At 63.6% G+C, this 22,206-nt stretch carries 19 protein-coding genes; 14 read left to right on the top strand and 5 right to left on the bottom strand.

Annotated features, from left to right (window positions below; translation table 11 throughout):
- Positions 1–4 precede the first annotated feature (4 nt).
- From PC358_RS15825 to PC358_RS15795, 7 genes are all read left to right on the top strand, one after another.
- Positions 5–1,231 (top strand): D-mannose isomerase, encoded by a 1,227-nt coding sequence (locus PC358_RS15825; RefSeq protein ID WP_033701029.1) that lies wholly within the window; start codon positions 5–7, stop codon positions 1,229–1,231.
- Between the two features lie 104 nt (positions 1,232–1,335).
- Entirely contained in the window at positions 1,336–2,622 is a 1,287-nt protein-coding gene (locus tag PC358_RS15820; protein ID WP_033701028.1) for an ABC transporter substrate-binding protein, read from the top strand.
- A gap of 71 nt (positions 2,623–2,693) precedes the next feature.
- Positions 2,694–3,602, top strand: coding sequence for a carbohydrate ABC transporter permease (locus PC358_RS15815; RefSeq protein ID WP_033701027.1), 909 nt, complete (start codon positions 2,694–2,696; stop codon positions 3,600–3,602).
- Complete coding sequence (locus tag PC358_RS15810) at positions 3,595–4,440, top strand: carbohydrate ABC transporter permease (protein ID WP_033701025.1); 846 nt, start codon at positions 3,595–3,597, stop codon at positions 4,438–4,440. The genes PC358_RS15815 and PC358_RS15810 overlap by 8 nt, the downstream gene beginning before the upstream one ends.
- Before the next feature lie 3 nt (positions 4,441–4,443).
- On the top strand, positions 4,444–5,598 hold the full coding sequence (locus PC358_RS15805) for an ABC transporter ATP-binding protein (RefSeq protein ID WP_033701023.1): 1,155 nt from the start codon (positions 4,444–4,446) through the stop codon (positions 5,596–5,598).
- A 91-nt stretch (positions 5,599–5,689) separates the two neighbouring features.
- On the top strand, positions 5,690–6,982 hold the full coding sequence (locus PC358_RS15800; RefSeq protein WP_227697292.1) for a carbohydrate porin: 1,293 nt from the start codon (positions 5,690–5,692) through the stop codon (positions 6,980–6,982).
- 117 nt (positions 6,983–7,099) lie between these two features.
- A complete protein-coding gene (locus PC358_RS15795) occupies positions 7,100–7,954 on the top strand; it encodes a D-hexose-6-phosphate mutarotase (protein ID WP_033701020.1) in 855 nt (284 codons plus the stop codon).
- On the opposite strand, the gene hexR is transcribed toward PC358_RS15795, so the two are convergent.
- Positions 7,947–8,810 carry a DNA-binding transcriptional regulator HexR gene (gene hexR / locus PC358_RS15790; RefSeq protein WP_172960401.1) on the bottom strand — a complete coding sequence of 288 codons (864 nt, stop codon included), beginning with the start codon at positions 8,808–8,810 and terminating at the stop codon, positions 7,947–7,949. The two genes, PC358_RS15795 and hexR, sit on opposite strands and share 8 nt — an antisense overlap.
- A 211-nt stretch (positions 8,811–9,021) precedes the next feature.
- Here hexR and zwf point away from each other — a divergent pair, with 211 nt between their 5' ends.
- The 3 genes from zwf to PC358_RS15775 are packed head-to-tail and all read left to right on the top strand — an operon-like array spanning position 9,022 to position 11,883.
- The gene (zwf, locus tag PC358_RS15785; RefSeq protein ID WP_033701019.1) at positions 9,022–10,491 is read left to right on the top strand and encodes a glucose-6-phosphate dehydrogenase; all 1,470 of its coding nucleotides are present in this window, start codon (positions 9,022–9,024) and stop codon (positions 10,489–10,491) included.
- Complete coding sequence (gene pgl, locus PC358_RS15780) at positions 10,478–11,191, top strand: 6-phosphogluconolactonase (protein WP_033701016.1); 714 nt, start codon at positions 10,478–10,480, stop codon at positions 11,189–11,191. Before zwf ends, pgl begins: the two co-directional genes overlap by 14 nt.
- Before the next feature lie 17 nt (positions 11,192–11,208).
- Positions 11,209–11,883: a bifunctional 4-hydroxy-2-oxoglutarate aldolase/2-dehydro-3-deoxy-phosphogluconate aldolase gene (locus PC358_RS15775; protein ID WP_033701015.1), complete on the top strand. Its 675-nt coding sequence runs from the start codon at positions 11,209–11,211 to the stop codon at positions 11,881–11,883.
- A 253-nt stretch (positions 11,884–12,136) separates the two neighbouring features.
- Here PC358_RS15775 and leuA read toward each other — a convergent pair whose 3' ends face one another.
- From leuA to PC358_RS15755, 4 genes are all read right to left on the bottom strand, one after another.
- The gene (leuA, locus tag PC358_RS15770; protein WP_033701014.1) at positions 12,137–13,810 is read right to left on the bottom strand and encodes a 2-isopropylmalate synthase; all 1,674 of its coding nucleotides are present in this window, start codon (positions 13,808–13,810) and stop codon (positions 12,137–12,139) included.
- Between the two features lie 366 nt (positions 13,811–14,176).
- Complete coding sequence (locus tag PC358_RS15765) at positions 14,177–15,004, bottom strand: M23 family metallopeptidase (protein WP_033701012.1); 828 nt, start codon at positions 15,002–15,004, stop codon at positions 14,177–14,179.
- Between the two features lie 3 nt (positions 15,005–15,007).
- Positions 15,008–16,387: an exodeoxyribonuclease VII large subunit gene (gene xseA, locus PC358_RS15760; RefSeq protein WP_033701011.1), complete on the bottom strand. Its 1,380-nt coding sequence runs from the start codon at positions 16,385–16,387 to the stop codon at positions 15,008–15,010.
- A gap of 187 nt (positions 16,388–16,574) precedes the next feature.
- The gene (locus PC358_RS15755; protein ID WP_033701010.1) at positions 16,575–17,456 is read right to left on the bottom strand and encodes a LysR family transcriptional regulator; all 882 of its coding nucleotides are present in this window, start codon (positions 17,454–17,456) and stop codon (positions 16,575–16,577) included.
- 97 nt (positions 17,457–17,553) lie between these two features.
- Between PC358_RS15755 and PC358_RS15750 the strand changes: the two genes are divergently transcribed.
- The 4 genes from PC358_RS15750 (at position 17,554) to guaA (ending at position 22,166) form a co-directional block, all read left to right on the top strand.
- Positions 17,554–18,309, top strand: a complete 756-nt coding sequence (locus tag PC358_RS15750) for a sulfite exporter TauE/SafE family protein (RefSeq protein WP_033701008.1) — start codon at positions 17,554–17,556, stop codon at positions 18,307–18,309.
- Positions 18,310–18,355: 46 nt separating this feature from the next.
- A complete protein-coding gene (locus PC358_RS15745; RefSeq protein ID WP_033701006.1) occupies positions 18,356–18,913 on the top strand; it encodes a hypothetical protein in 558 nt (185 codons plus the stop codon).
- Between the two features lie 86 nt (positions 18,914–18,999).
- A complete protein-coding gene (guaB, locus tag PC358_RS15740; RefSeq protein ID WP_027595680.1) occupies positions 19,000–20,469 on the top strand; it encodes an IMP dehydrogenase in 1,470 nt (489 codons plus the stop codon).
- Positions 20,470–20,588: 119 nt separating this feature from the next.
- The gene (guaA, locus tag PC358_RS15735) at positions 20,589–22,166 is read left to right on the top strand and encodes a glutamine-hydrolyzing GMP synthase (protein WP_033701005.1); all 1,578 of its coding nucleotides are present in this window, start codon (positions 20,589–20,591) and stop codon (positions 22,164–22,166) included.
- The last annotated feature ends 40 nt before the right edge of the window (positions 22,167–22,206 follow it).

Below are 22,206 nucleotides of genomic sequence, written 5' to 3'. Positions count from 1 at the left end.
CTGCATGGACTCTATCGATTCGCTGGAACATACCGCCTGGCTCACCCACGAAGGGTGGCGGCTGCTGGCGTTCGCGATGGCCTCGCAAGTGCCTGAAGGCTTCGCCAATCTCGACGCCCGTGGCCAGTTGCCGCCTTCGGCCCTTGCCGAAACCCTGACAACTGCGCGCATGACCCACAGCTTCGCCCTGGCGCACCTCCAGGGTGTACCAGGCTGCCTGGCATTGGTGGAGCATGGCGTACAGGCCTTGCGCGGGCCGCTGCATGACGCCACGCACGGCGGTTGGTTCGATCGCCCGCAAGGGCAGGGTGGCAACGGCAAGGCGGCCTACCTGCATGCCTTCGTCGCGCTGGCCGCAAGCTCGGCAGTGGTAGCCGGTGCCAGCGGTGCGCAGGGTGTGCTGGAGGAGGCGATCCGGGTCATCGAGGAACGCTTCTGGAGCGAGGAAGAGGGGGCGTTGTGCGAGTCCTTTGCCAGCGACTGGCAGCAGCCGGAAGCCTACCGTGGTGCCAACAGCAACATGCACGCCACCGAGGCCTTTCTCGCCCTGGCGGATGTGACCGGCGATGCGCTCTGGCTGCAGCGCGCCCTGCGCATCGTCGAGCGCATCATTCAAGGCCATGCGGCTGCCAGCGACTACCGCGTGGTCGAACATTTCGATGCGCACTGGCAACCGCTGCCTGAATACAATCAGGCCAACCCCACCGATCATTTCCGGCCTTATGGCACGACGCCTGGCCACGCGTTCGAATGGTCACGCCTGCTTCTGCACCTGGAGGCCGCACGGCACTTGGCCGGGTTGTCTACGCCGGCGTGGCTGCTGGCCAGTGCGCGAGCGCTGTTCGCCAACGCCTGCCGGCATGCCTGGAACGTCGATGGCGCCGAGGGCATCGTCTACACCCTGGGCTGGGACAACCAGCCCAGGGTGCCCGAGCGCCTGCACTGGGTGCATGCCGAAGCGTGCGCCAGTGCGGCAGCCTTGCTGCGGCGCACCGGTGAGCAGCAGTACGCGGATTGGTATGGCTGTTTCTGGGCATTCATCGACAGCCGCTTCATCGACCGCGTCGGTGGAAGCTGGCATCACGAACTCGACCCTGGCAACCAACCTGCAGCGGCTATCTGGGCAGGCAAGCCAGACCTCTATCACGCCTATCAGGCTGTGCTGTTGCCCACCTTGCCGTTGGCGCCGAGCCTGGCGAGCGCACTGGCGCGCAATGTAACCAAACGATGACATTCACGCATCGCTTCGTTACCTGGCGCAGCGACCGCTCTGATTAGACTCCATGCAATGCAAGCGATCGACTTGCCCGGCATAACAACAAGAAAGGTATTCCGATGAATTCGACTCTCCGCCTCGCTGCCGCGATCTCCCTCGCCTCGTTGTTCCCGCTCAGTGCCCTCGCCGCCGACGCCAAAGGCAGTGTCGAAGTGGTGCACTGGTGGACCTCGGGGGGTGAAAAAGCGGCTGTCGATGTGCTCAAGGCCCAGGTCGAGAAGGATGGCTTCACCTGGAAGGATGGTGCAGTCGCCGGCGGTGGCGGCGCCACCGCCATGACCGTGCTCAAGAGCCGCGCCGTGGCCGGCAACCCGCCCGGCGTTGCCCAGATCAAGGGCCCCGACATTCAGGAGTGGGCCGCCACCGGCCTGCTCGACACGGATGTGCTCAAGGATGTCGCCAAAGAAGAGAAGTGGGACTCGCTGCTCGACAAGAAAGTCGCCGACACCGTGAAGTACGACGGTGACTACGTGGCCGTACCGGTGAACATCCACCGCATCAACTGGCTATGGATCAACCCCGACGTCTTCAAGAAAGCCGGCATCGACAAGGCGCCGACCACCCTCGACGAATTCTACGCCGCCGCCGACAAGCTCAAGGCCGCCGGCTTCATTGCGCTCGCCCATGGTGGCCAGCCCTGGCAGGACAGCACGGTGTTCGAAAGCGTGGTGCTGTCGGTAATGGGCGCGGACGGCTACAAGAAAGCCCTGGTCGACCTCGACGAAGCGACGCTGACCGGGCCGCAAATGGTCAAGTCGCTGACCGAGCTGAAGAAGGTCGCCACCTACATGGACCCTGACGGCAAGGGCCAGGACTGGAACCTGGAAGCGGCCAAGGTCATCAATGGCAAGGCCGGCATGCAGATCATGGGCGACTGGGCCAAGAGCGAGTGGACCCTGGCGCACAAGACCGCCGGCAAGGATTACCAGTGCGTCGCGTTCCCCGGTACCGACAATGCGTTCCTGTACAACATCGATTCGCTGGTGGTGTTCAAGCAGAAGGACGCAGGCACGGCTGCCGGTCAGCAGGACATCGCCCGCAACGTGTTGGGCGAGGACTTCCAGAAGGTCTTCAGTACCAACAAAGGGTCGATCCCGGTGCGTAACGACATGCTTGCCGATATGGGCAAGTATGGCTTCGACGCCTGCGCGCAGACGTCTGCCAAGGACTTCCTGGCCGACGCCAAAAGCGGTGGCCTGCAACCAAGCATGGCGCACAACATGGCCACCACGCTGGCGGTGCAGGGCGCCTTCTTCGATGTGGTGACCAACTACATCAACGACCCCAAGGCCGACCCGGCCGATGCGGCGAAGAAGCTGGCGGCGGCGATCAAGTCGGCCCGGTAACCGATCCCAAAGGTGTAAACCAGGCCCGCCCCCATGGGGGGCGGAGCTCTCAATCGTTTGGGAAGCAGATCATGACCACAACTACCGCCCAACTGCGGGCCTCACCCCTGGACGCTCTGCAGCGCTGGCTACCCAAGCTGGTGCTGGCGCCGAGCATGTTCATCGTCCTGGTGGGCTTCTATGGCTACATCCTGTGGACCTTCGTGCTGTCCTTCACCACCTCGACCTTTCTGCCAACCTACAAATGGGCGGGCCTGGCGCAATACGCCCGGTTGTTCGACAACGACCGCTGGTGGGTGGCCAGCAAGAACCTGTTGGTGTTCGGGGGGCTGTTCATTGGCATCAGCCTGGCCATCGGTGTACTGCTGGCGGTGTTGCTCGACCAGCGCATCCGCCGCGAGGGCTTCATCCGCACGATCTATCTCTACCCCATGGCGCTGTCGATGATTGTCACCGGCACCGCCTGGAAGTGGCTGCTCAACCCCGGCATGGGCCTGGACAAACTGCTGCGCGACTGGGGCTGGGAAGGTTTTCGCCTGGACTGGCTGATCGACCCCGACCGGGTGGTGTACTGCCTGGTGATCGCCGCCGTGTGGCAAGCCTCGGGCTTCATCATGGCAATGTTCCTCGCCGGCCTGCGCGGCGTCGACCAGTCGATCATCCGCGCCGCACAGATGGACGGCGCCAGCCTGCCGCGCATCTACTGGACCGTGGTATTGCCAAGCCTGCGACCGGTGTTCTTCAGCGCCGTGATGATCCTCTCGCACATCGCCATCAAGAGCTTCGACCTGGTGGCCGCGATGACCGCCGGTGGCCCAGGGTACTCGTCCGACCTGCCGGCGATGTTCATGTACTCGTTCACCTTCAGCCGCGGCCAGATGGGCATGGGCTCGGCCAGCGCCATCCTCATGCTCGGGGCGATCCTGGCGATCCTCGTGCCTTACCTGTATTCGGAGCTGCGGAGCAAACGCCATGCATAGCCCTGCCGAAAAACCGGCGTTGAGCATCAGCCGCATCGCCATCCACGCTGTACTGCTGATTGCCGTGCTGCTGTACCTGGTGCCGCTGGTAGTCATGCTGCTGACCAGCTTCAAGACCCCCGAAGACATCAGCAGCGGCAACCTGTTGAGCTGGCCGACTGTGGTCAGTGGCGTCGGCTGGGTCAAGGCGTGGGGCACGGTCAACGGGTACTTCTGGAACTCGATCATGATCACCGTGCCCGCCGTGCTGATCTCCACGGCCATCGGTGCGCTCAACGGCTATGTGCTGTCGATGTGGCGCTTCCGGGGCTCGCAACTGTTCTTCGGCCTGCTGCTGTTTGGCTGCTTCCTGCCGTTCCAGACGGTGCTGCTGCCGGCCTCGTTCACCCTTGGCAAACTGGGCCTGGCCAGCACCACCAGCGGCCTGGTGCTAGTGCATGTGGTCTACGGCCTGGCCTTTACCACGCTGTTCTTTCGCAACTTCTACGTGAGCATCCCCGATGCGCTGGTCAAGGCTGCGCGCCTGGACGGTGCCGGGTTCTTCACCATCTTCCGTTGCATCATCCTGCCGATGTCGACACCGATCATCATGGTCTGCCTGATCTGGCAATTTACCCAGATCTGGAACGACTTCCTGTTCGGTGTGGTGTTCGCCAGTGGTGACTCGCAACCGATCACCGTGGCCCTGAACAACCTGGTCAACACCAGCACCGGGGCCAAGGAATACAACGTCGATATGGCGGCGGCAATGATCGCCGGCCTGCCAACCCTGCTGGTCTACGTGGTGGCAGGCAAGTATTTCGTCCGCGGCCTCACGGCCGGCGCCGTCAAGGGGTAAGTCATGGCAACGCTTGAACTTCGCAATGTGAACAAGACCTACGGCAGCGGCTTGCCGGACACCCTCAAGGACATCCAGCTGTCGATCAAGGACGGCGAGTTCCTGATCCTGGTCGGCCCCTCGGGCTGTGGCAAGTCGACCTTGATGAACTGCATCGCCGGCCTTGAGCAGATCACCGGCGGCGCCATCCTGATCGACGAGCAGGACGTCAGCGGCATGAGCCCCAAGGACCGTGACATCGCCATGGTGTTCCAGTCCTACGCGCTGTACCCGACCATGAGCGTGCGTGAGAACATCGAGTTCGGCCTGAAGATCCGCAAGATGCCCCAGGCCGCCATCGACGAGGAGGTGGCGCGGGTGGCCAAGCTGCTGCAGATCGAGCACCTGCTTTCACGCAAGCCTGCCCAGCTCTCCGGCGGCCAGCAGCAGCGCGTGGCCATGGGCCGGGCGCTGGCGCGGCGGCCGAAGATCTACTTGTTCGACGAACCGTTGTCCAACCTCGACGCCAAGCTGCGGGTCGAGATGCGCACCGAAATGAAACTGATGCACCAGCGCCTGAAGACCACCACGGTGTACGTCACCCATGACCAGATCGAGGCCATGACCCTGGGCGACAAAGTGGCGGTGATGAAGGACGGCATCATCCAGCAGTTCGGTACCCCGCAGCAGATCTACAACGACCCGGCCAACCAATTCGTCGCCAGTTTCATCGGTTCGCCACCGATGAACTTCATTCCGGTGCGCCTGGCTCGGCAGGACGGGCGCCTATTGGCCCTGCTCGACAGCGGCCAGGCGCGTTGCGAGCTGCCGTTGGGCGTGGCCGGCGCTGAACTGGACGGGCGCGAGATCATCCTCGGCATCCGCCCCGAGCAGATTGCCCTGGGCACGGGGGAGGGCAATGGCCTGCCCGGCATCCGCGCCGACGTGCAGGTTACCGAGCCCACCGGGCCGGACCTGCTGGTGTTCGTCACCCTCAACCAGACCAAGGTCTGCTGCCGCCTGGCGCCGGATGTGGCGTGCAAGGTCGGCGACAGTCTGAACCTGCAGTTCGACCCGGCACGGGTACTGCTGTTTGACGCCGCCAGCGGTGAACGCCTGAGCCTGGACACCGCCAACGCTTCAGTGAAGGACAACGTGACTCACTTCAAGAGCCGTTGAATCGTCTACACCATCAATAAGAAAAAGAGGACGCAAAGGGATGGAACAGCGCAATCGCATCAGGACCTTGGGCTCACTGGCCTTGCTTGCCATGGTTGGCAGCAGCGGGGCGCAGGCCGCCGAGGCCTTCTCCAGCGAGTCGAAATGGATGACCGGCGACTGGGGCGGTACTCGCACCGAGCTGCTGGACAAAGGCTATGACTTCACCCTCGACTACGTGGGCGAGGTGGCGGGCAACCTCAACGGCGGCTACAACGACGACAAGACCGCACGCTACAGCGACCAGTTTGCCCTGGGTGCGCACCTGGACCTGGAAAAGATCTTTGGCTGGCATGACACCGAGTTCAAGCTGGCGATCACCGAGCGCAGCGGCCGCAACCTGTCCAACGACCGCATCAGCGACCCGCGTGCCGGCCAGTTCAGTTCGGTACAGGAAGTGTGGGGCCGCGGCCAGACCTGGCGGCTGACCCAGATGTGGATCAAGCAGAAGTACTTTGACGGTGCCCTGGATGTGAAATTCGGCCGCTTCGGCGAGGGCGAAGACTTCAACAGCTTCCCCTGCGACTTCCAGAACCTGGCCTTCTGCGGCTCGCAGGTGGGCAACTGGGTGGGCGGCATCTGGTACAACTGGCCGGTCAGCCAATGGGCGCTGCGGGTCAAGTACAACATCACGCCTGAGTTCTTCGTGCAGGTCGGCGCGTTCGAGCAGAACCCCTCGAACCTGGAAACCGGCAACGGCTTCAAGCTCAGCGGCAGCGGCACCAAGGGCGCGATCCTGCCGGTGGAGGCGGTCTGGTCACCCCAGGTCAACGGCCTGCCGGGCGAGTACCGCCTCGGCTACTACTACAGCACGGCGGATGCCGAAGACATCTACGAAGACGTCAATGGCAACCCGCAAGGCATCAGCGGCGCGGGCTTCAAGTCGCACTCCAGCAAACATGGCTGGTGGGTGGTTGCGCAGCAGCAGGTCACTGCCCAGGGCGGTGATGCCAGCCGTGGTCTCAGCCTGTTTGCCAACTTCACCGTGCACGACAAGGCCACCAACGTGGTCGACAACTACCAGCAGGTCGGGCTGGTGTACAAAGGCGCCTTCGATGCCCGGCCCAAGGACGATATCGGGTTTGGGATCGCCCGCATTCACGTCAACGACGATGTGAAGAAGCGTGCTGAGCAGCTCAATGCCCAGAGCGGCATCAATGATTACGACAACCCGGGCTTCGTGCCGCTACAGCGCACCGAGTACAACGCCGAGCTGTATTACGGCTTCCACGTCACCAACTGGCTGACCGTGCGCCCCAACCTGCAATACATCAAGAGCCCGGGCGGGGTGGATGAAGTAGACAACGCGCTGGTCGCTGGTTTGAAGATTCAGTCGTCATTCTGAGCACATTTGTTGTAAATTTACGCCAATCCAATTTCGGCTCCCGGCATCCACTGGCTTGCAGTGGTTGTCGGGGATAGGCCGAGACAGCGCTATCTCAAACAACAAGAGCTTGGAACCATGCCCGAACATCCGCTACATCGCTTCTTTTCCGCACAGCGGCCAAGGCCGACATTCGAGTGGGAGCGTTACCAGCAGCGCGATGTCCTGGTCATCGACCACCCCCTCTGCCAGGCTGTGTTCAGCCGGCAGGGCGCGCAGCTGCTGCACTTTCAACCCGCTGGCGAAAAGCCCTGGTTGTGGTGCGCCGAGCAGTGGCCGCAGGTGGGGGCGATTCGGGGGGGGGTGCCGGTGTGCTGGCCGTGGTACGGCCGCCACCCCAGCGAGGACCTGTGGCCGGCCCATGGCTGGGCACGGCTGCTGGACTGGAAGCTGGTGGACAGCCGCGAGGACGAGGAGGGCGTGACATTGAAGTGGCGCCTGGACCTCTGCGACTGGCAGGTCGACCTGCATGCACGGCTTGGCAGCCGCATGGAACTGCGCCTGAGTACCGAGCACCAGGACAGCGAGCCGTGCCAGTTGAGCCATGCGCTGCTGGCTTACTGGCGTATCAGTGACGTGTCCGAGATAGCGCTGTCTGGGCTTGAGGATATCGAAGGCTACGACCGCCTGAGCCGGCAGGCCTGCCGCGAGGAAGGTGCGCTGAAGCTCAAGGGTGGCTGCCAGAAGGTCTACCCAGGCACCCCGCGGGTGCAACTACAGGACCCGGCCTGGCAGCGCGAACTGTGCATCGACACCGGTGACAGCGATGACACCGTGGTCTGGCACCCGGGCAACCGCCCGCTGATGGGCGTGACGGGTCGCGAATGCCAGGGCTTCGTCTGTGTCGAAGCCGCCAGTGGCAGTGGCGAGGGCCTAAGCCTGGCCCCGGGGCAACGCGCGCACTTGCGTTTGCAAGCGCATCGGCTCAGTTGAGTTCGTCGTCCTCGATCGGGTAACGGCTGGCGTTGAGGCTTTCCTTGATCTTGCGCAGGTGCGGCTGGAAGTCCACGCCGCGGCGCAGGGTCATGCCGGTGGCCAGCACGTCGAGCACGGTCAGCTGGATGATTCGCGAGGTCATCGGCATGTAGATGTCGGTGTCTTCCGGCAGTGGAATGTGCAGGCTCAGGCTGCAGGCCTGGGCCAGCGGCGAGCCGGCAGCGGTCAGGCCCAGTACCGAGGCGCCGTTTTCACGGGCCACGCGCGCCACCTCGACCAGTTCGCGGGTGCGCCCGGTGTAGGAGATGATCACGAACAGGTCGCCGGTGTGGGCCACCGAGGCCAGCATGCGTTGCATCAGCACGTCGGCGTGGGCCGACACCGCCAGGTTGAAGCGGAAGAACTTGTGCTGGGCATCCAGGGCCACCGGCGCCGAGGCGCCAAGGCCGAAGAAGTGGATCTGCCGGGCCTGGATCATCATGTCCACGGCGCGGCTGACCTGCTGCGGGTCGAGTTGCTGGCAGGCGCTGTCGAGCGAGGCGATGGCGCTGCCGAAAATCTTCTGGGTGTAGGCGGCAGGGTCGTCGTCGGCCTCGACGGCGCGGCTCACATAGGCAGCGCCACTGGCCAGGCTCTGCGCCAGCTGCAGCTTGAGCTCGGGGTAGCCGCTGACGCCGAACGACCGGCAGAAGCGGTTGACGGTCGGTTCGCTGACCTTGGCCGCCTGGGCCAGTGCAGCAATGCTGAAGCGGGTGGCTTGTTGCGGATTGAGCAGGATGACTTCGGCGACTTTGCGTTCGGCCTTGTTCAGCTCGTCGAGGCGTCCCTGGATCTGTTCCAGGAGGTTTCGCACGCGGTCCATGGGTGTGTCCTTGGGTCGGGAAGACAGCCGGCTGACGGAGCAGCGGGCCTTTTGCACGGTCGTCTATCGTACTGTCGGTGCGTGTGCCGCACCACTTGTCTGTAGTATTCGTCGGTAATGTTGTTAGTTTTACTACATTACCCCTTGAAAACCGTATGTGAAAGCGGTATTCCTAGACCAACTTTAGGAAAGAACCAACATCATGGCTGCGATCAGTGTCGAACCTTGCACCTTTGCCCTGTTTGGCGCCCTGGGCGACCTGGCATTGCGCAAGCTGTTTCCAGCGCTCTATCAGCTCGACCGTGCCAACCTGCTGCACCCGGACACCCGCCTGCTGGCGCTGGCACGCGAGAGCGGCAGTGCGCAGGAGCACCTGCACACCATCGAAGCGCACCTGCGTCGGCACGTCGCCGATGCCGACATCGAACCAGCCGCGCTGGGGCGCTTCCTGGGCCGGCTGAGCTACCAGCATCTGGACTTCCTCCAGCCTGAGGGCTACCAGGCGCTGGCCGAGCAGTTGCCAGGCGAGTTGCCCTTGATTGCCTACTTCGCCACGGCGGCGGCAGTCTACGGCGCCATCTGCGAAAACCTCGACAGGGCCGGCCTGGCAGCGCGCACCCGTGTGGTGCTGGAAAAGCCGATCGGGCATGACCTGGAGTCGTCGCGCCGGGTCAACGATGCCGTGGCGCGGTTCTTCCCCGAGAGCCGGGTCTATCGCATCGACCACTACCTGGGCAAGGAGACGGTGCAGAACCTGATCGCGCTGCGCTTTGCCAACAGCCTGTTCGAAACCCAGTGGAACCAGAATTCCATCTCCCATGTGGAGATCACCGTGGCCGAAAAAGTCGGCATCGAAGGCCGCTGGGGCTATTTCGACAAGGCCGGCCAGCTGCGCGACATGATCCAGAACCACTTGCTGCAGCTGCTGTGCCTGATTGCCATGGACCCGCCCAGCGAGCTTTCGGCCGACAGTATTCGTGACGAGAAGGTAAAGGTACTCAAGGCCCTGGCGCCGATCACTGGCGATGGCTTGAGCACCCGTGTGGTGCGCGGCCAGTACATCGCCGGTTACAGCGACGGCAAGCCGGTGCCCGGCTACCTGGAAGAAGACAACGCCAACGCCCAGAGCGACACCGAGACCTTCGTTGCCCTGCGTGCCGATATCCGCAACTGGCGCTGGTCGGGCGTGCCGTTCTACCTGCGTACCGGCAAGCGCATGCCGCAGAAGCTGTCGCAGATCGTCATCCACTTCAAGGAAACGCCGCACTACATCTTCGCCCCGGAACAACGTTTGCAGGTCGGTAACAAGCTGATCATCCGTCTGCAACCGGACGAAGGCATTTCTTTACGGGTGATGACCAAGGAGCAAGGCCTGGACAAGGGCATGCAACTGCGCAGTGGCCCGCTGCAGCTGAATTTTTCCGACGCCTGGCGTAGCGCGCGGATTCCGGATGCCTACGAACGCCTGTTGCTCGAGGTGATGCGCGGCAACCAGAACCTGTTCGTGCGCAAGGATGAAATCGAATATGCCTGGAAATGGTGCGACCAGTTGATCGCTGGCTGGCAAAGCGCAGGTGATGCGCCCAAGCCGTACGCGGCGGGGTCCTGGGGCCCGATGAGCTCGATCGCACTGATCACACGAGACGGGAGGGCGTGGTATGGCGATATCTGAACTGCAATTGCCGGCGGCGGTGAAGGCGCATGAACTGGCTGATGGCAAGACCCTGGCGGCAACGCTGGCCCGCGATGTGGCCGAGCGGTTGCGGGCGGCGATTGCCGCCAAAGGCCAGGCTTGCGTGGTGTTGTCCGGCGGGCGCAGCCCGGTGCCGTTTCTCGAGCGCTTGGCCGCCGAGGCGCTGGACTGGTCGAAAGTGACCGTAAGCATGGCGGATGAGCGCTGGGTGCCGGTGGAGCATGCCGACAGCAACGCCGGCCTGCTGGCCCGTCACCTGCTCAAGGGCGCGGCGGCCAAGGCCCGCTTCATTGGCCTGTACCAGCAGGCCGAGAACCTGGAACTCGCGGCGGCCAACGCCGATCAGGCACTGGCAGACCTGCCGGCCATCGACGTGCTGGTGCTGGGCATGGGCGACGATGGCCATACCGCCTCGCTGTTCCCCAACAGCCCCAACCTGGACGACGGCCTGGCCGCCAGCAGCCCGCACCGCTGCCTGCCGATGCTGGCGCCCAGTGTGCCGCACCAGCGCTTGTCGATGACCCGCACGTTGCTGGCCAGCGCTGGCTTCATCGCGCTGGCCGTGCAAGGCCCGAACAAACTCGCTACCCTGCGCGCCGCGCTGGCGGGCAATGACCTTACCGAAATGCCGATACGCGCCTTTCTCCACGACCCCCTGGACATCTACTGGTGCCCATGAGCCAAGGATCCACAGTCATGACCACCCTTGAACGCCCACAGACTCTGCTCTCGATGGCCGACAAAGCCGCCCGGATCGACGCGATCTGCGACAAGGCGCGCATCCTGCCGGTGATCACCATCGCCCGTGAGCAAGACATCCTGCCGCTGGCCGACGCGCTGGCCGCAGGTGGCATTCGTACCCTTGAGGTGACCCTGCGCTCCCAGCACGGCCTGAAGGCCATCCAGGTGCTGCGCGAACAGCGGCCAGAGCTGTGCATTGGTGCGGGTACGGTACTTGACCGCAGCATGTTCGCGGCGGTCGAAGCGGCTGGTGCGCAGTTCGTGGTCACCCCAGGCATCACCCAGGACATTCTCCAGGCGGGTGTCGACAGCGACATCCCGCTGCTGCCGGGTATCAGTACGCCGTCCGAAATCATGATGGGCTACGCCCTGGGTTACCGTCGGTTCAAATTGTTCCCGGCGGAAATAAGCGGTGGCGTGGCAGCGATCAAGGCGTTTGGCGGCCCGTTCGGCGACATCCGCTTCTGCCCGACTGGCGGGGTGAACCCGGCCAATGTGCGCAACTACATGGCGTTGCCCAATGTGATGTGTGTTGGGGGTACCTGGATGCTCGACAGCAGCTGGATCAAGAATGGCGACTGGGCGCGGATCGAAGCGTGCAGTGCCGAGGCGATTGCGCTGCTGGACTGAAACTGAATTTGTTGTGGGCTTTACGGCTTATGGGGCGCTTGGTCGGCGCCCCTTTTTTTTTGCCTGCAGGTTTGGTGTTGCCGGTGCTGGTCTCTTCGCGGGGCAAGCCCGCTCCCACAGATAATTCACAGCCCAACAGGTAATTCCCAGTGCCACAGGTTCTGTGGGAGCGGGCTTGCCCCGCGAAAGGGCCAGTTCGGGCAATAAAAAAGCCCGCATCAAGGATGCGGGCTCTTGGCCATCAAACCGCAGCTTACGCCGCCTTGGCCTCTTGCTGGCTCAGCGAGCGGTTCAGCGCACTGAACAGCGCCTTGAAGCTGGCGGTGGTGATGTTCTCGTCGATGCCCACACCATGCACCGGGCGGCCACCGGCCACGCGCAGTTCGATGTAGGCCGCCGCCTTGGCGTTGGTGCCGGCGCCGATGGCATGCTCGTTGTAATCCATGATCTCCACGGCAATCGGCAAGCCGGCCACCAGGGCTTCCAGGGCGCCATTGCCCTTGCCGCGCCAGTGCAGGGTGGTTTCGCCTTCACCAGCGACTTCCACTTCCACGGCGCTGTGGCCGTTTTCTTCCTGCAGGCGGTGGCTGACCAGTGCATACGGGGCGTTGGCCTGGAGGTACTCTTTCTGCAGCAGGCTGTAGATCTGCTTGGCAGTCATTTCCAGGCCCAGGCGGTCGGTTTCACCCTGGACCACCTGGCTGAACTCGATCTGCATGCGGCGTGGCAGGCTGATGCCGTATTCCTGTTCGAGCAGGTAGGTGATGCCGCCTTTGCCCGACTGGCTGTTGACGCGGATCACCGCCTCGTAGCTGCGGCCGATGTCGGCCGGGTCGATCGGCAGGTACGGCACTTCCCACAGCTCGCCTTCCTGTTGCTTGGCGAAGCCTTTGCGGATGGCGTCCTGGTGCGAGCCGGAGAACGCAGTGTGAACCAAGTCGCCGACATACGGATGACGCGGGTGCACCGGCAATTGGTTGCACTCTTCAACTACCTTGCGCACGCCGTCGATGTCGGAGAAGTCCAGTTGTGGGTCGATGCCTTGGGTATAGAGGTTCAGTGCCAAGGTCACCAGGTCGACGTTGCCGGTACGCTCGCCGTTGCCGAACAGGCAGCCTTCGGCGCGGTCGGCGCCGGCCATCAGGCCCAGCTCGGTGGCGGCGATGCCGGTGCCACGGTCGTTGTGGCAGTGCAGGCTGATGATCACGCTGTCACGGCGGCTGATGTTGCGGCAGAACCACTCGATCTGGTCGGCGTAGATGTTCGGCGTGGCGACTTCCACGGTGGCTGGCAGGTTGAGGATGAGCTTGTGCTCAGGCGTTGGGTTCCACACTTCAATGACCGCGTCGCAGACTTCCTTGGCGAACTCCAGCTCGGTGGCGCTGAAGGTCTCGGGCGAGTACTGGAAAGTCCACTGGGTGTCCGGCTGCTGGGCAGCGTACTTGACGAACAGTTTGGCCGCGTTCACTGCGATGTCCTTCACGCCTTGCTTGTCTTGGTTGAAGACGATGCGGCGGAACGACGGGCTGGTCGCGTTGTACAGGTGGACGATGGCCTTCTTGGCCCCACGCAGCGATTCGAAGGTACGGGCGATCAGGTCTTCACGGGCCTGGGTCAGCACCTGGATGGTGGTGTCGTCCGGGATGTGGCCATCTTCGATCAGGGTACGCACGAAGTCGAAGTCGGTCTGCGAAGCGGACGGGAACGAGGCTTCGATCTCCTTCACGCCAACCTGCACCAAGGTCTTCCAGAAACGCAGCTTCTTCTCCGCATCCATCGGCTCGATCAGCGACTGGTTGCCATCACGCAGGTCGGAGCTGCACCAGATCGGCGCTGCGGTGATGGTTTTCGATGGCCAGGTGCGATCAGGCAGGTCGATGGTCGGGAAGGCGCGGTATTTCTTCGAAGGGTCTTTGAGCATGGTCATGGAAGCAATCCTTTTGTATGCGGCCGAGATCGGGCCTGCCGAGCAATAACGAGATGAAGAGGCGAGGCGACGCGATTCAACCTGGTAGTCGTGCGCTGACCAGGCAGAGGCTGCGATGTTGTCGGAGCAGAATGAGGTTGCTGGAGGTTTTCATGCTTCAACCCTAAGCCAGCGGGGTGAGGGATGGCAAGTGTTCGCGAAAAATTGAGAGGAATGCTTAAAAAAAGCTGGATGGCGAGATTTTGTAGCGCTTATTGCGGAGAGGCTTTCGGGTTTTTGCGCTGTAGGTTTTGATGGCGCAAGACACGGGAAGTGGAGTGTCAGTGCCGGCTTCTCGCGGGTAACCCCGCGAAGAAGCCCGCCCTATCAGGGCTGGAATGCACCAATGAAGATGGCCGGGTCCACCCGCGCATCATTCAGGCTGACATTCCAGTGCATGTGCGGCCCGGTAGCCCGCCCGGTCGAGCCAACCCGGCCAACCACCTCACCGCGGCGCAGCGCCTGCCCCACGGCCACATCGATTTTCGACATGTGGCAGAACATGCTGATGAAGCCCTGGCCATGGTCGACGAACACGGTACGGCCGTTGAAGAAATAATCACCCACCAAGATCACTTTGCCATTGGCCGGGGTCTTGATGGGCGTACCGGCGGGCACGGCGAAGTCCAGGCCGGCATGCGGGTTGCGCTCTTCGCCATTGAAGAAGCGGCGCACGCCGAACTTGCTCGACAGCGGGCCGTTGACCGGCTTGTCGAGAATCAGGTTGCTCGGCAGGGCCGGGCTGAAGCTGCGGTAGGCCTTGATCTGTTCGGCCAGTTCGCCCTCGATGCGCTTGAGGTCCGCCGGGTTCGGGTTGACCTGCCGCGTGTTCTTCAGGGTGATGCGCTGCTCGGGGTACTTCTTGCTCCCGACCGTGAAGGGCAGGCTGCGGCCGCCCTGGCTCAGCACGGCGGTGCCGGGCTTCTGGGTCAGCGGAATGCCGACGATCGCCAGCCAGTTGTCCTGTTCCTTGACCACCAGCACCGGCTTGCCGTCAAAGCGTGCATTCGGCGCCGTGCTGGCAGGCCCCAGGTCGACCACTGCCACGCCGCCGGGCACCGGCTTGTTCAAGGTACGGGTGATGTAGCTGGCCTGAGCGCCGCAGGCCAGCAACAGCAGGGAAAGGGCGAGCAGGGGCGCGAACAGGCGGGGCATGGGTCAGTCCAGTAGTGAGAGGGTAACGGGCGTCAGGTGGTTGTCTTCGACCCGCACCTGCAGTTCGCCTTCATTCAGGCGAGCGGTCAGGCGCTGGCCGTTGTGGGTCTGCTCGGCGCTGCGGATGGCCTGGCCGCGCTCATCGAGCAGGATGCTGTAGCCGCGGGCGAGGGTGGCCAGCGGGCTGACCACTTGCAGCGTCTGCAGTTGGGCCTGGAAGCGCTGGCGACGGTCCTTGAGCACCTCGCGCATGGCCCGGGGCAGGCGTTCGGCAAGGCTGTCCAGGCGCTGGTTCAGCAGCTTCAGGGTGCGCCCCGGGTGCTGCGCGGCCAGGCGGGTATCAAGGCGCCCCAGGCGCTCGCGGCGCTGGTTGAGGTTGCCGAGGAAAGCGCGACGCAGGCGCATGTCCAGATCGTCCAGGCGCTGGGCCTGCTGGCGCAGGCGCTCGCCTGGGTGGCGCAGGCGCCGGGCCAGCGACTCCACGCGCAGGCGGTCGTGGCTCAGGCGGTTCTGCATGCGCAGCAGCAGGCGCCGTTGCAGGCTGTCGAGGCGGTGCTGCAAGCCACTGTTGTCGGGGGCCAGCAGTTCGGCGGCGGCGGACGGGGTGGGCGCGCGGACGTCGGCGACGAAATCGCAGATCGACACGTCGGTCTCATGGCCGACGGCACTGACGATAGGCGTGACACAGGCGGCCACGGCGCGGGCCACGGCTTCTTCGTTGAAGCTCCACAGGTCTTCCAGCGAGCCGCCGCCGCGTGCCAGGATCAGCGCATCGAAACCAAGGCTGTCGGCCAGTTGCACGGCGCGCACGATCTGCGCGATGGATTCGCGGCCCTGCACGGCGGTGGGTATCAGGTTCAGCTCGACTTGCGGGGCGCGGCGGCCGAATACGCTGATGATGTCGCGGATCACCGCGCCCGTGGGCGAGGTGATGATGCCGATGCGTTGCGGATGCGCCGGCAGCGGTTTCTTGCGTTCGGCGCTGAACAGGCCCTCGGCGCCGAGTTTCTCTTTCAGTGCTTCGAACGCCAGGCGCAGCGCACCGTCACCGGCCGCTTCGACGGTGTCGAGGATCAGTTGGTAATCGCCACGCCCTTCGAACAGCGAGACTTTGCCGCGCACCCGCACCGCCAGGCCGTCACGCAGGGCCTGGCGGACCCGCGTGGCGTTCTGGCGGAACAGCGCGCAGCGCACCTGGGCGCCGCTGTCCTTGAGGGTGAAGTACATGTGGCCGGAGGCCGGGCGGGCGAGGTTGGAAATCTCGCCTTCCACCCAGACGCTGCGGAACACGTCTTCCAGCAGCACCCGGGCGCGGCCGTTGAGCTGGCTGACGGTGAGGACCTCGCGGTCCAGGCCGAGTCGTTCGAAGGGGTCTCTGATCATGGCGGGCATCATAAAGGACATCGGGGGCGGTTGTCTGTGTTGGGGCTGGGGGGTGAGAGGATTGGGGGACGTGGGGCTGCCAGGTGCAGGGCGATGGATTTTCGGCGCCCATGAGATCGAGCGCCGCCCGCGCGGCGCTCGATCTCATGGGCGCAGAATAACCACCGTCATGCACTACGGGCCCCCATCAAACCCCCAACATCGCCGCCAGAAACTGCCGCACCATCACCCCCGCATCGCGCCTGCAGGCCAATGCCACGGTACTCTCACAAGGCTCCCCCAACCCCACGAACCTGACCGATGCCGGCGCAATATCACGCATGCATTCAGGCAATAGCGCCACCCCGAACCCCGCCTGAATCAGCTGTAATTGCGTGGTCTTGCGTGAAACCACCTGGGCCGCCTGCGGGAAGAATCCAGCTTCCATGCACAACGACGCCGACAGGTAGCTCAAACCGCCACGATCACGGTGCGGGATGGAAATGAACCGCTCCCCACGCAACTGCTCCAGTCGCACGACCGCCTCTTCAGCCAAAATGTGTCCCGCCGCAACGGCCAGCAACAACGGCTCGCTGAACAGCTCATGCAGCACCACCCCCTCATGCTGGCGCAGCACCGGCAGCCGCAGCAGGCCGATATCCAGCCGCCCAGCGGCAATATCCTCCAGCTGCGCCTCCGACGACTGCTGCGCGATTTCCAGCGAGATCCCTGGGTGGCCCTGCAAGTAACAGCCCAGGCGAGCCAGCAGCGGCCCGGTCAGCGGCACGGTACTGGAATGGTTCAGGCGCAAGCTGCCTTGCAAGCCATCCCCCACGTCACGGGTGATGCGCTCAGCGTGCGCCAGGTCGGCCAGCAAGCGGCGGGCACGCTGCAAAAAGGCGTCCCCAGCAAGCGTCAGCCGTGGCCGCCGGGCGGTACGTTCGAACAACGGCGTTCCCAGGTGCTGCTCCAGCTCCTTGATCTGCCGGCTCAGCGCCGATTGGGCGATATACAGCCGCTCGGCGGCAACGCTGAAGCTACCGCTTTCAGCGATCTCCACGAAGTAACGCAACTGGCGGATCGACGTCATGTCATGCCTTTTCAAGATAGGTAATGGCGCAAAGGCATATTAGTCGGCATGGCTCTTGGCTGGCTAACCTTTGCATGACTTTTCAGGAACACACGCCATGCTCACCCAATTGTCATTCTCCGGCCTCGATTGGCTGCCCATCCTGCTCGGTGTCGGCCTGGCTTACATCGTCTTCGGCATTGCCGGTTTCGGCACCGCGCTGGTGGCCGGCCCGGTGCTGATCCACTTCATGCCGCTGTCGCGCGTCATTCCGCTGTTGGTGCTGCTGGACTTCGTGGCGGCCTTTGGCAACCTGCTGCCGTCGCGCCGGGATGTGGTGCGTGGCGAACTGCTGCGTCTACTGCCCTTCATGGCGATAGGCTGCACCCTGGGCGTGGTGTTTCTGCTGCGGCTCAAGGCTGACGTGTTGCTGTTGCTGATGGGGTTGTTCGTCAGCGCCTATGCGGTCTATGGCTTGGCGGTGAGGGTGCGCCCGGCGAACCTTTCAGGCTTCTGGGCGGTGCCCATGGGCACGGTGGGGGGCTTGTTCGGTGCGTTGTTTGGCAGTGGCGGGTTTCTCTATGCCCTCTATCTGAGCGCGCGCCTGGAGGCGAAAGAGCAGGTGCGCGCTACCCAGAGCGCGTTGATCAGTTGCAGCACCGTGGTGCGCCTGTCGCTGTTTCTGATCGCCGGAGTCTACGCCGACAGCAGCCTGCTGTTGCTTGCTGCCTGCCTGTTGCCGGTGATGTTCGTCGGCCTGTGGGCCGGGCGCCGGCTGACCCTGAAGCTGTCCCGCGAGGCTTTTGTGCGCCTGGTCACCTGGCTGGTGCTGGCCAGCGGCCTGGCCATGATCGGTCGCTACCTGAGCCTGTGAGCGGTAGAATTGCTGCATTACCGCAGTTCGCAGGCTTGCCTCTTTAATGAACACCCAGAGCATCATCGTCCCCAAGCTTTCCACCGTCCCGGCTCACGAGGCCCGCGCCCGGGCGATCGTGCGCTGGCTGGTGCGCGAGAAAGTCATCGAGGAACAACTCACCACCTGCGGTCGCACCGGCAACCGCATGGGCCATGCCCTGGCCGACGGTGCGCGCAAGGTGGCCCTGCACCCGGACAAACTGCCGTTCGGCGAACAAGCCAACGGCCTGGAGATCATGCTCAAGCGCTGCATCTATACCCCGACCAACGGTTTTCTCGAAGAAGCCGGCTGCCCGGAGTGCCGGCGCGAGGTCGGCGAGCCGCTGTTCGAGAGCCTGGAAGAGTGGATGCCAGGGGTCAGTGACAACTTCACCTGCCCGCTGTGCGGCTTCGAAGACGACATCAACGGCTTTCTTTACCTGCAGCCATGTGCCTTTTCCAACCTGGGGTTCATCTTCAACAACTGGGGCGAGGCCGGGTTCACCCAGGCCTTTCTCGACAGCTTCGCCGACTGGCTGGACCAGCCAGTGGCCGTGGTGCAGGTAAAACTGCCACAAGGCTGACCGAAGGCCCTTATTTTGCATTGAGCGGCGCGCCGTGGATGAGTATAATGGCGCGCTTCCATTTTTCCCGCCCGGGAGCCCCCGCGATGCTGCGTATCAGCCAAGAAGCCCTGACCTTCGACGATATCCTCCTTGTACCTGGCTATTCCGAGGTACTGCCCAATGAAGTCAGTCTCAAGACCCGTTTGACTCGTGGCATCGAGCTGAACATTCCGCTGGTTTCCGCTGCCATGGATACCGTGACCGAAGCGCGTCTGGCCATTGCCATGGCTCAGGAAGGCGGCATCGGCATCATCCACAAGAACATGACCATCGAACAGCAGGCCGGCGAAGTCCGCAAGGTCAAGAAGTTCGAGGCTGGCGTGGTCAAGGACCCGATCACCATCGAAGCAGACGCCACCGTGCGCGACCTGTTCGACCTGACCCGCCTGAACAACATTTCGGGTGTTCCGGTGCTGGAAAACGGCGACCTGGTCGGCATCGTCACTTCCCGTGACGTGCGCTTCGAAACCCGTCTTGATGCCAAGGTCCGCGATGTGATGACGCCGAAAGAGCGTCTGGTCACCGTGCGCGAAGGCGCCAACAAGAACGAAGTCCGCGAGCTGCTGCACAAGCACCGCCTTGAAAAAGTCCTGATCGTCGACGACAAGTTCAGCCTCAAGGGCATGATGACCGTCAAGGACATCGAAAAAGCCAAGGCCTACCCGCTGGCCAGCAAGGACGACCAAGGTCGCCTGCGCGTCGGCGCCGCGGTCGGTACCGGCAAGGACACCGGCGAGCGCGTAGCCGCCCTGGTTGCCGCCGGCGTTGACGTGGTGGTGGTCGACACCGCCCACGGTCACTCCAAAGGCGTGATCGACCGCGTGCGTTGGGTCAAGGAAACCTACCCGCAGGTTCAGGTGATCGGCGGCAACATCGCCACCGGTGCCGCGGCCAAAGCCCTGGCTGAAGCTGGCGCTGACGCCGTCAAGGTCGGCATCGGCCCAGGTTCGATCTGCACCACCCGCATCGTCGCCGGTGTCGGCGTACCGCAGATCAGCGCCATCGCCAACGTCGCTGCCGCACTGGAAGGCACTGGCGTGCCGCTGATCGCCGACGGTGGCATCCGCTTCTCCGGTGACCTGTCCAAGGCCATCGTTGCCGGTGCTTCCTGCGTGATGATGGGTTCGATGTTCGCCGGTACCGAAGAGGCCCCGGGTGAAGTCGAACTGTTCCAGGGCCGTTCCTACAAGGCTTACCGCGGGATGGGCTCGCTGGGTGCCATGGCACAGGCGCAGGGCTCATCCGACCGTTACTTCCAGGACTCCTCGGCCGGTGCCGAGAAGCTGGTACCGGAAGGTATCGAAGGCCGTGTGCCGTACAAGGGCGCCCTGGCTGCGATCATCCACCAACTGATGGGCGGCCTGCGTTCGTCCATGGGCTATACCGGCAGCGCGACCATCGAAGAGATGCGTACCAAGCCGGAGTTCGTGCGCATCACCGGTGCCGGCATGGCCGAGTCCCACGTGCATGACGTGCAGATCACCAAAGAAGCCCCTAACTACCGGGTCGGCTGAGGCCTCCAGCGGTAAGTAGCAAGCTTCAAGCGGTAGTTGCGTTGCAGCAGCTACCGCGTTTTCCCCGATCAACTTGCAGCTCGCAGCTAGACGCTTGCAGTTGCACCAGAGATTGAGTCATGGCCCTCGACATTCACGCTCACCGCATCCTGATCCTCGATTTCGGTTCCCAGTACACCCAGCTGATCGCCCGCCGTGTGCGCGAAATCGGCGTGTACTGCGAACTGCATCCGTTCGACATGGACGATGAAGCGATCCGCGAATTCAACCCGCGCGGCATCATCCTCGCCGGCGGCCCCGAATCGGTACACGAAGCCAACAGCCCGCGCGCGCCGCAGGCCGTTTTCGACCTGAACGTACCGCTGCTGGGCATCTGCTACGGCATGCAGACCATGGCCGAGCAACTGGGCGGCAAGGTTACCGGGTCGGACCTGCGCGAATTCGGTTACGCCCGCGTTGACGTGGTCGGCAAGAGCCGTCTGCTCGACGGCATCGAAGACCACGTGGACGCTGACGGCGTACTGGGCCTGGACGTCTGGATGAGCCACGGTGACAAGGTCACCCAGATGCCAGGCGACTTCCACGTGCTGGCCAGCACCCCGAGCTGCCCGATCGCCGGCATGTTCGACGACGCGCGCGGCTACTACGGCGTGCAGTTCCACCCGGAAGTGACCCCCACCAAGCAAGGTGGTCGCATCCTCTCGCGCTTCGTCCAGGACATCTGCGGTTGTGAAGCCCTGTGGACCCCGTCCAACATCGTCGAAGACGCCATCGCCCAAGTGCGTGAGCAAGTCGGTTCGGCCAACGTCCTGCTGGGCCTGTCTGGCGGCGTCGACTCGTCCGTGGTTGCCGCGCTGCTGCACCGCGCCATCGGCGACCAGCTGACCTGCGTGTTCGTCGACAACGGCCTGCTGCGCCTGCACGAAGGTGACCAGGTGATGGCCATGTTCAAGGAGAACATGGGCGTCAAGGTGATCCGTGCCGACGCCGAGGCGCAGTTCCTGGGCAACCTGGAAGGCGAAGCGGACCCGGAGAAGAAGCGCAAGATCATCGGCCGCACCTTCATCGACATCTTCGATGCCGAAGCCAGCAAACTGGACAACATCCAGTTCCTGGCCCAGGGCACCATCTACCCGGACGTGATCGAGTCGGCTGGCGCCAAAAGCGGCAAGGCCCACGTGATCAAGTCGCACCACAACGTCGGTGGCCTGCCTGAGGAAATGAACCTCAAGCTGGTCGAGCCGCTGCGCGAACTGTTCAAGGACGAAGTGCGCAAGATCGGCCTGGAGCTGGGCCTGCCGTACGACATGGTCTACCGCCACCCGTTCCCGGGCCCGGGCCTGGGCGTGCGCATCCTGGGTGAAGTGAAGAAGGAATACGCCGACATCCTGCGTCGCGCCGACCACATCTTCATCGAAGAACTGCGCAAGGCCGACTGGTACCACAAGACCAGCCAGGCCTTCGTGGTGTTCCAGCCGGTCAAGTCGGTGGGTGTCGTGGGTGACGGCCGTCGCTACGCCTGGGTCGTGGCCCTGCGTGCCGTCGAAACCGTGGACTTCATGACCGCGCGTTGGGCACACCTGCCGTACGAACTGCTGGAAACCGTCAGCGGCCGTATCATCAACGAAATCGAAGGCATTTCGCGCGTCACTTACGACGTCTCGAGCAAGCCGCCTGCCACCATCGAGTGGGAGTGATCGGGCGTCCGGCTGTGGCCGGAACCCGTTAGCCAAAAAG

This window comes from Pseudomonas capeferrum (assembly GCF_000731675.1).
GTDB classification, from domain to species: domain Bacteria; phylum Pseudomonadota; class Gammaproteobacteria; order Pseudomonadales; family Pseudomonadaceae; genus Aquipseudomonas; species Aquipseudomonas capeferrum.
Note: the sequence above shows the minus strand (reverse complement) of the source record. Positions and strands in the feature narration are given on the sequence as shown.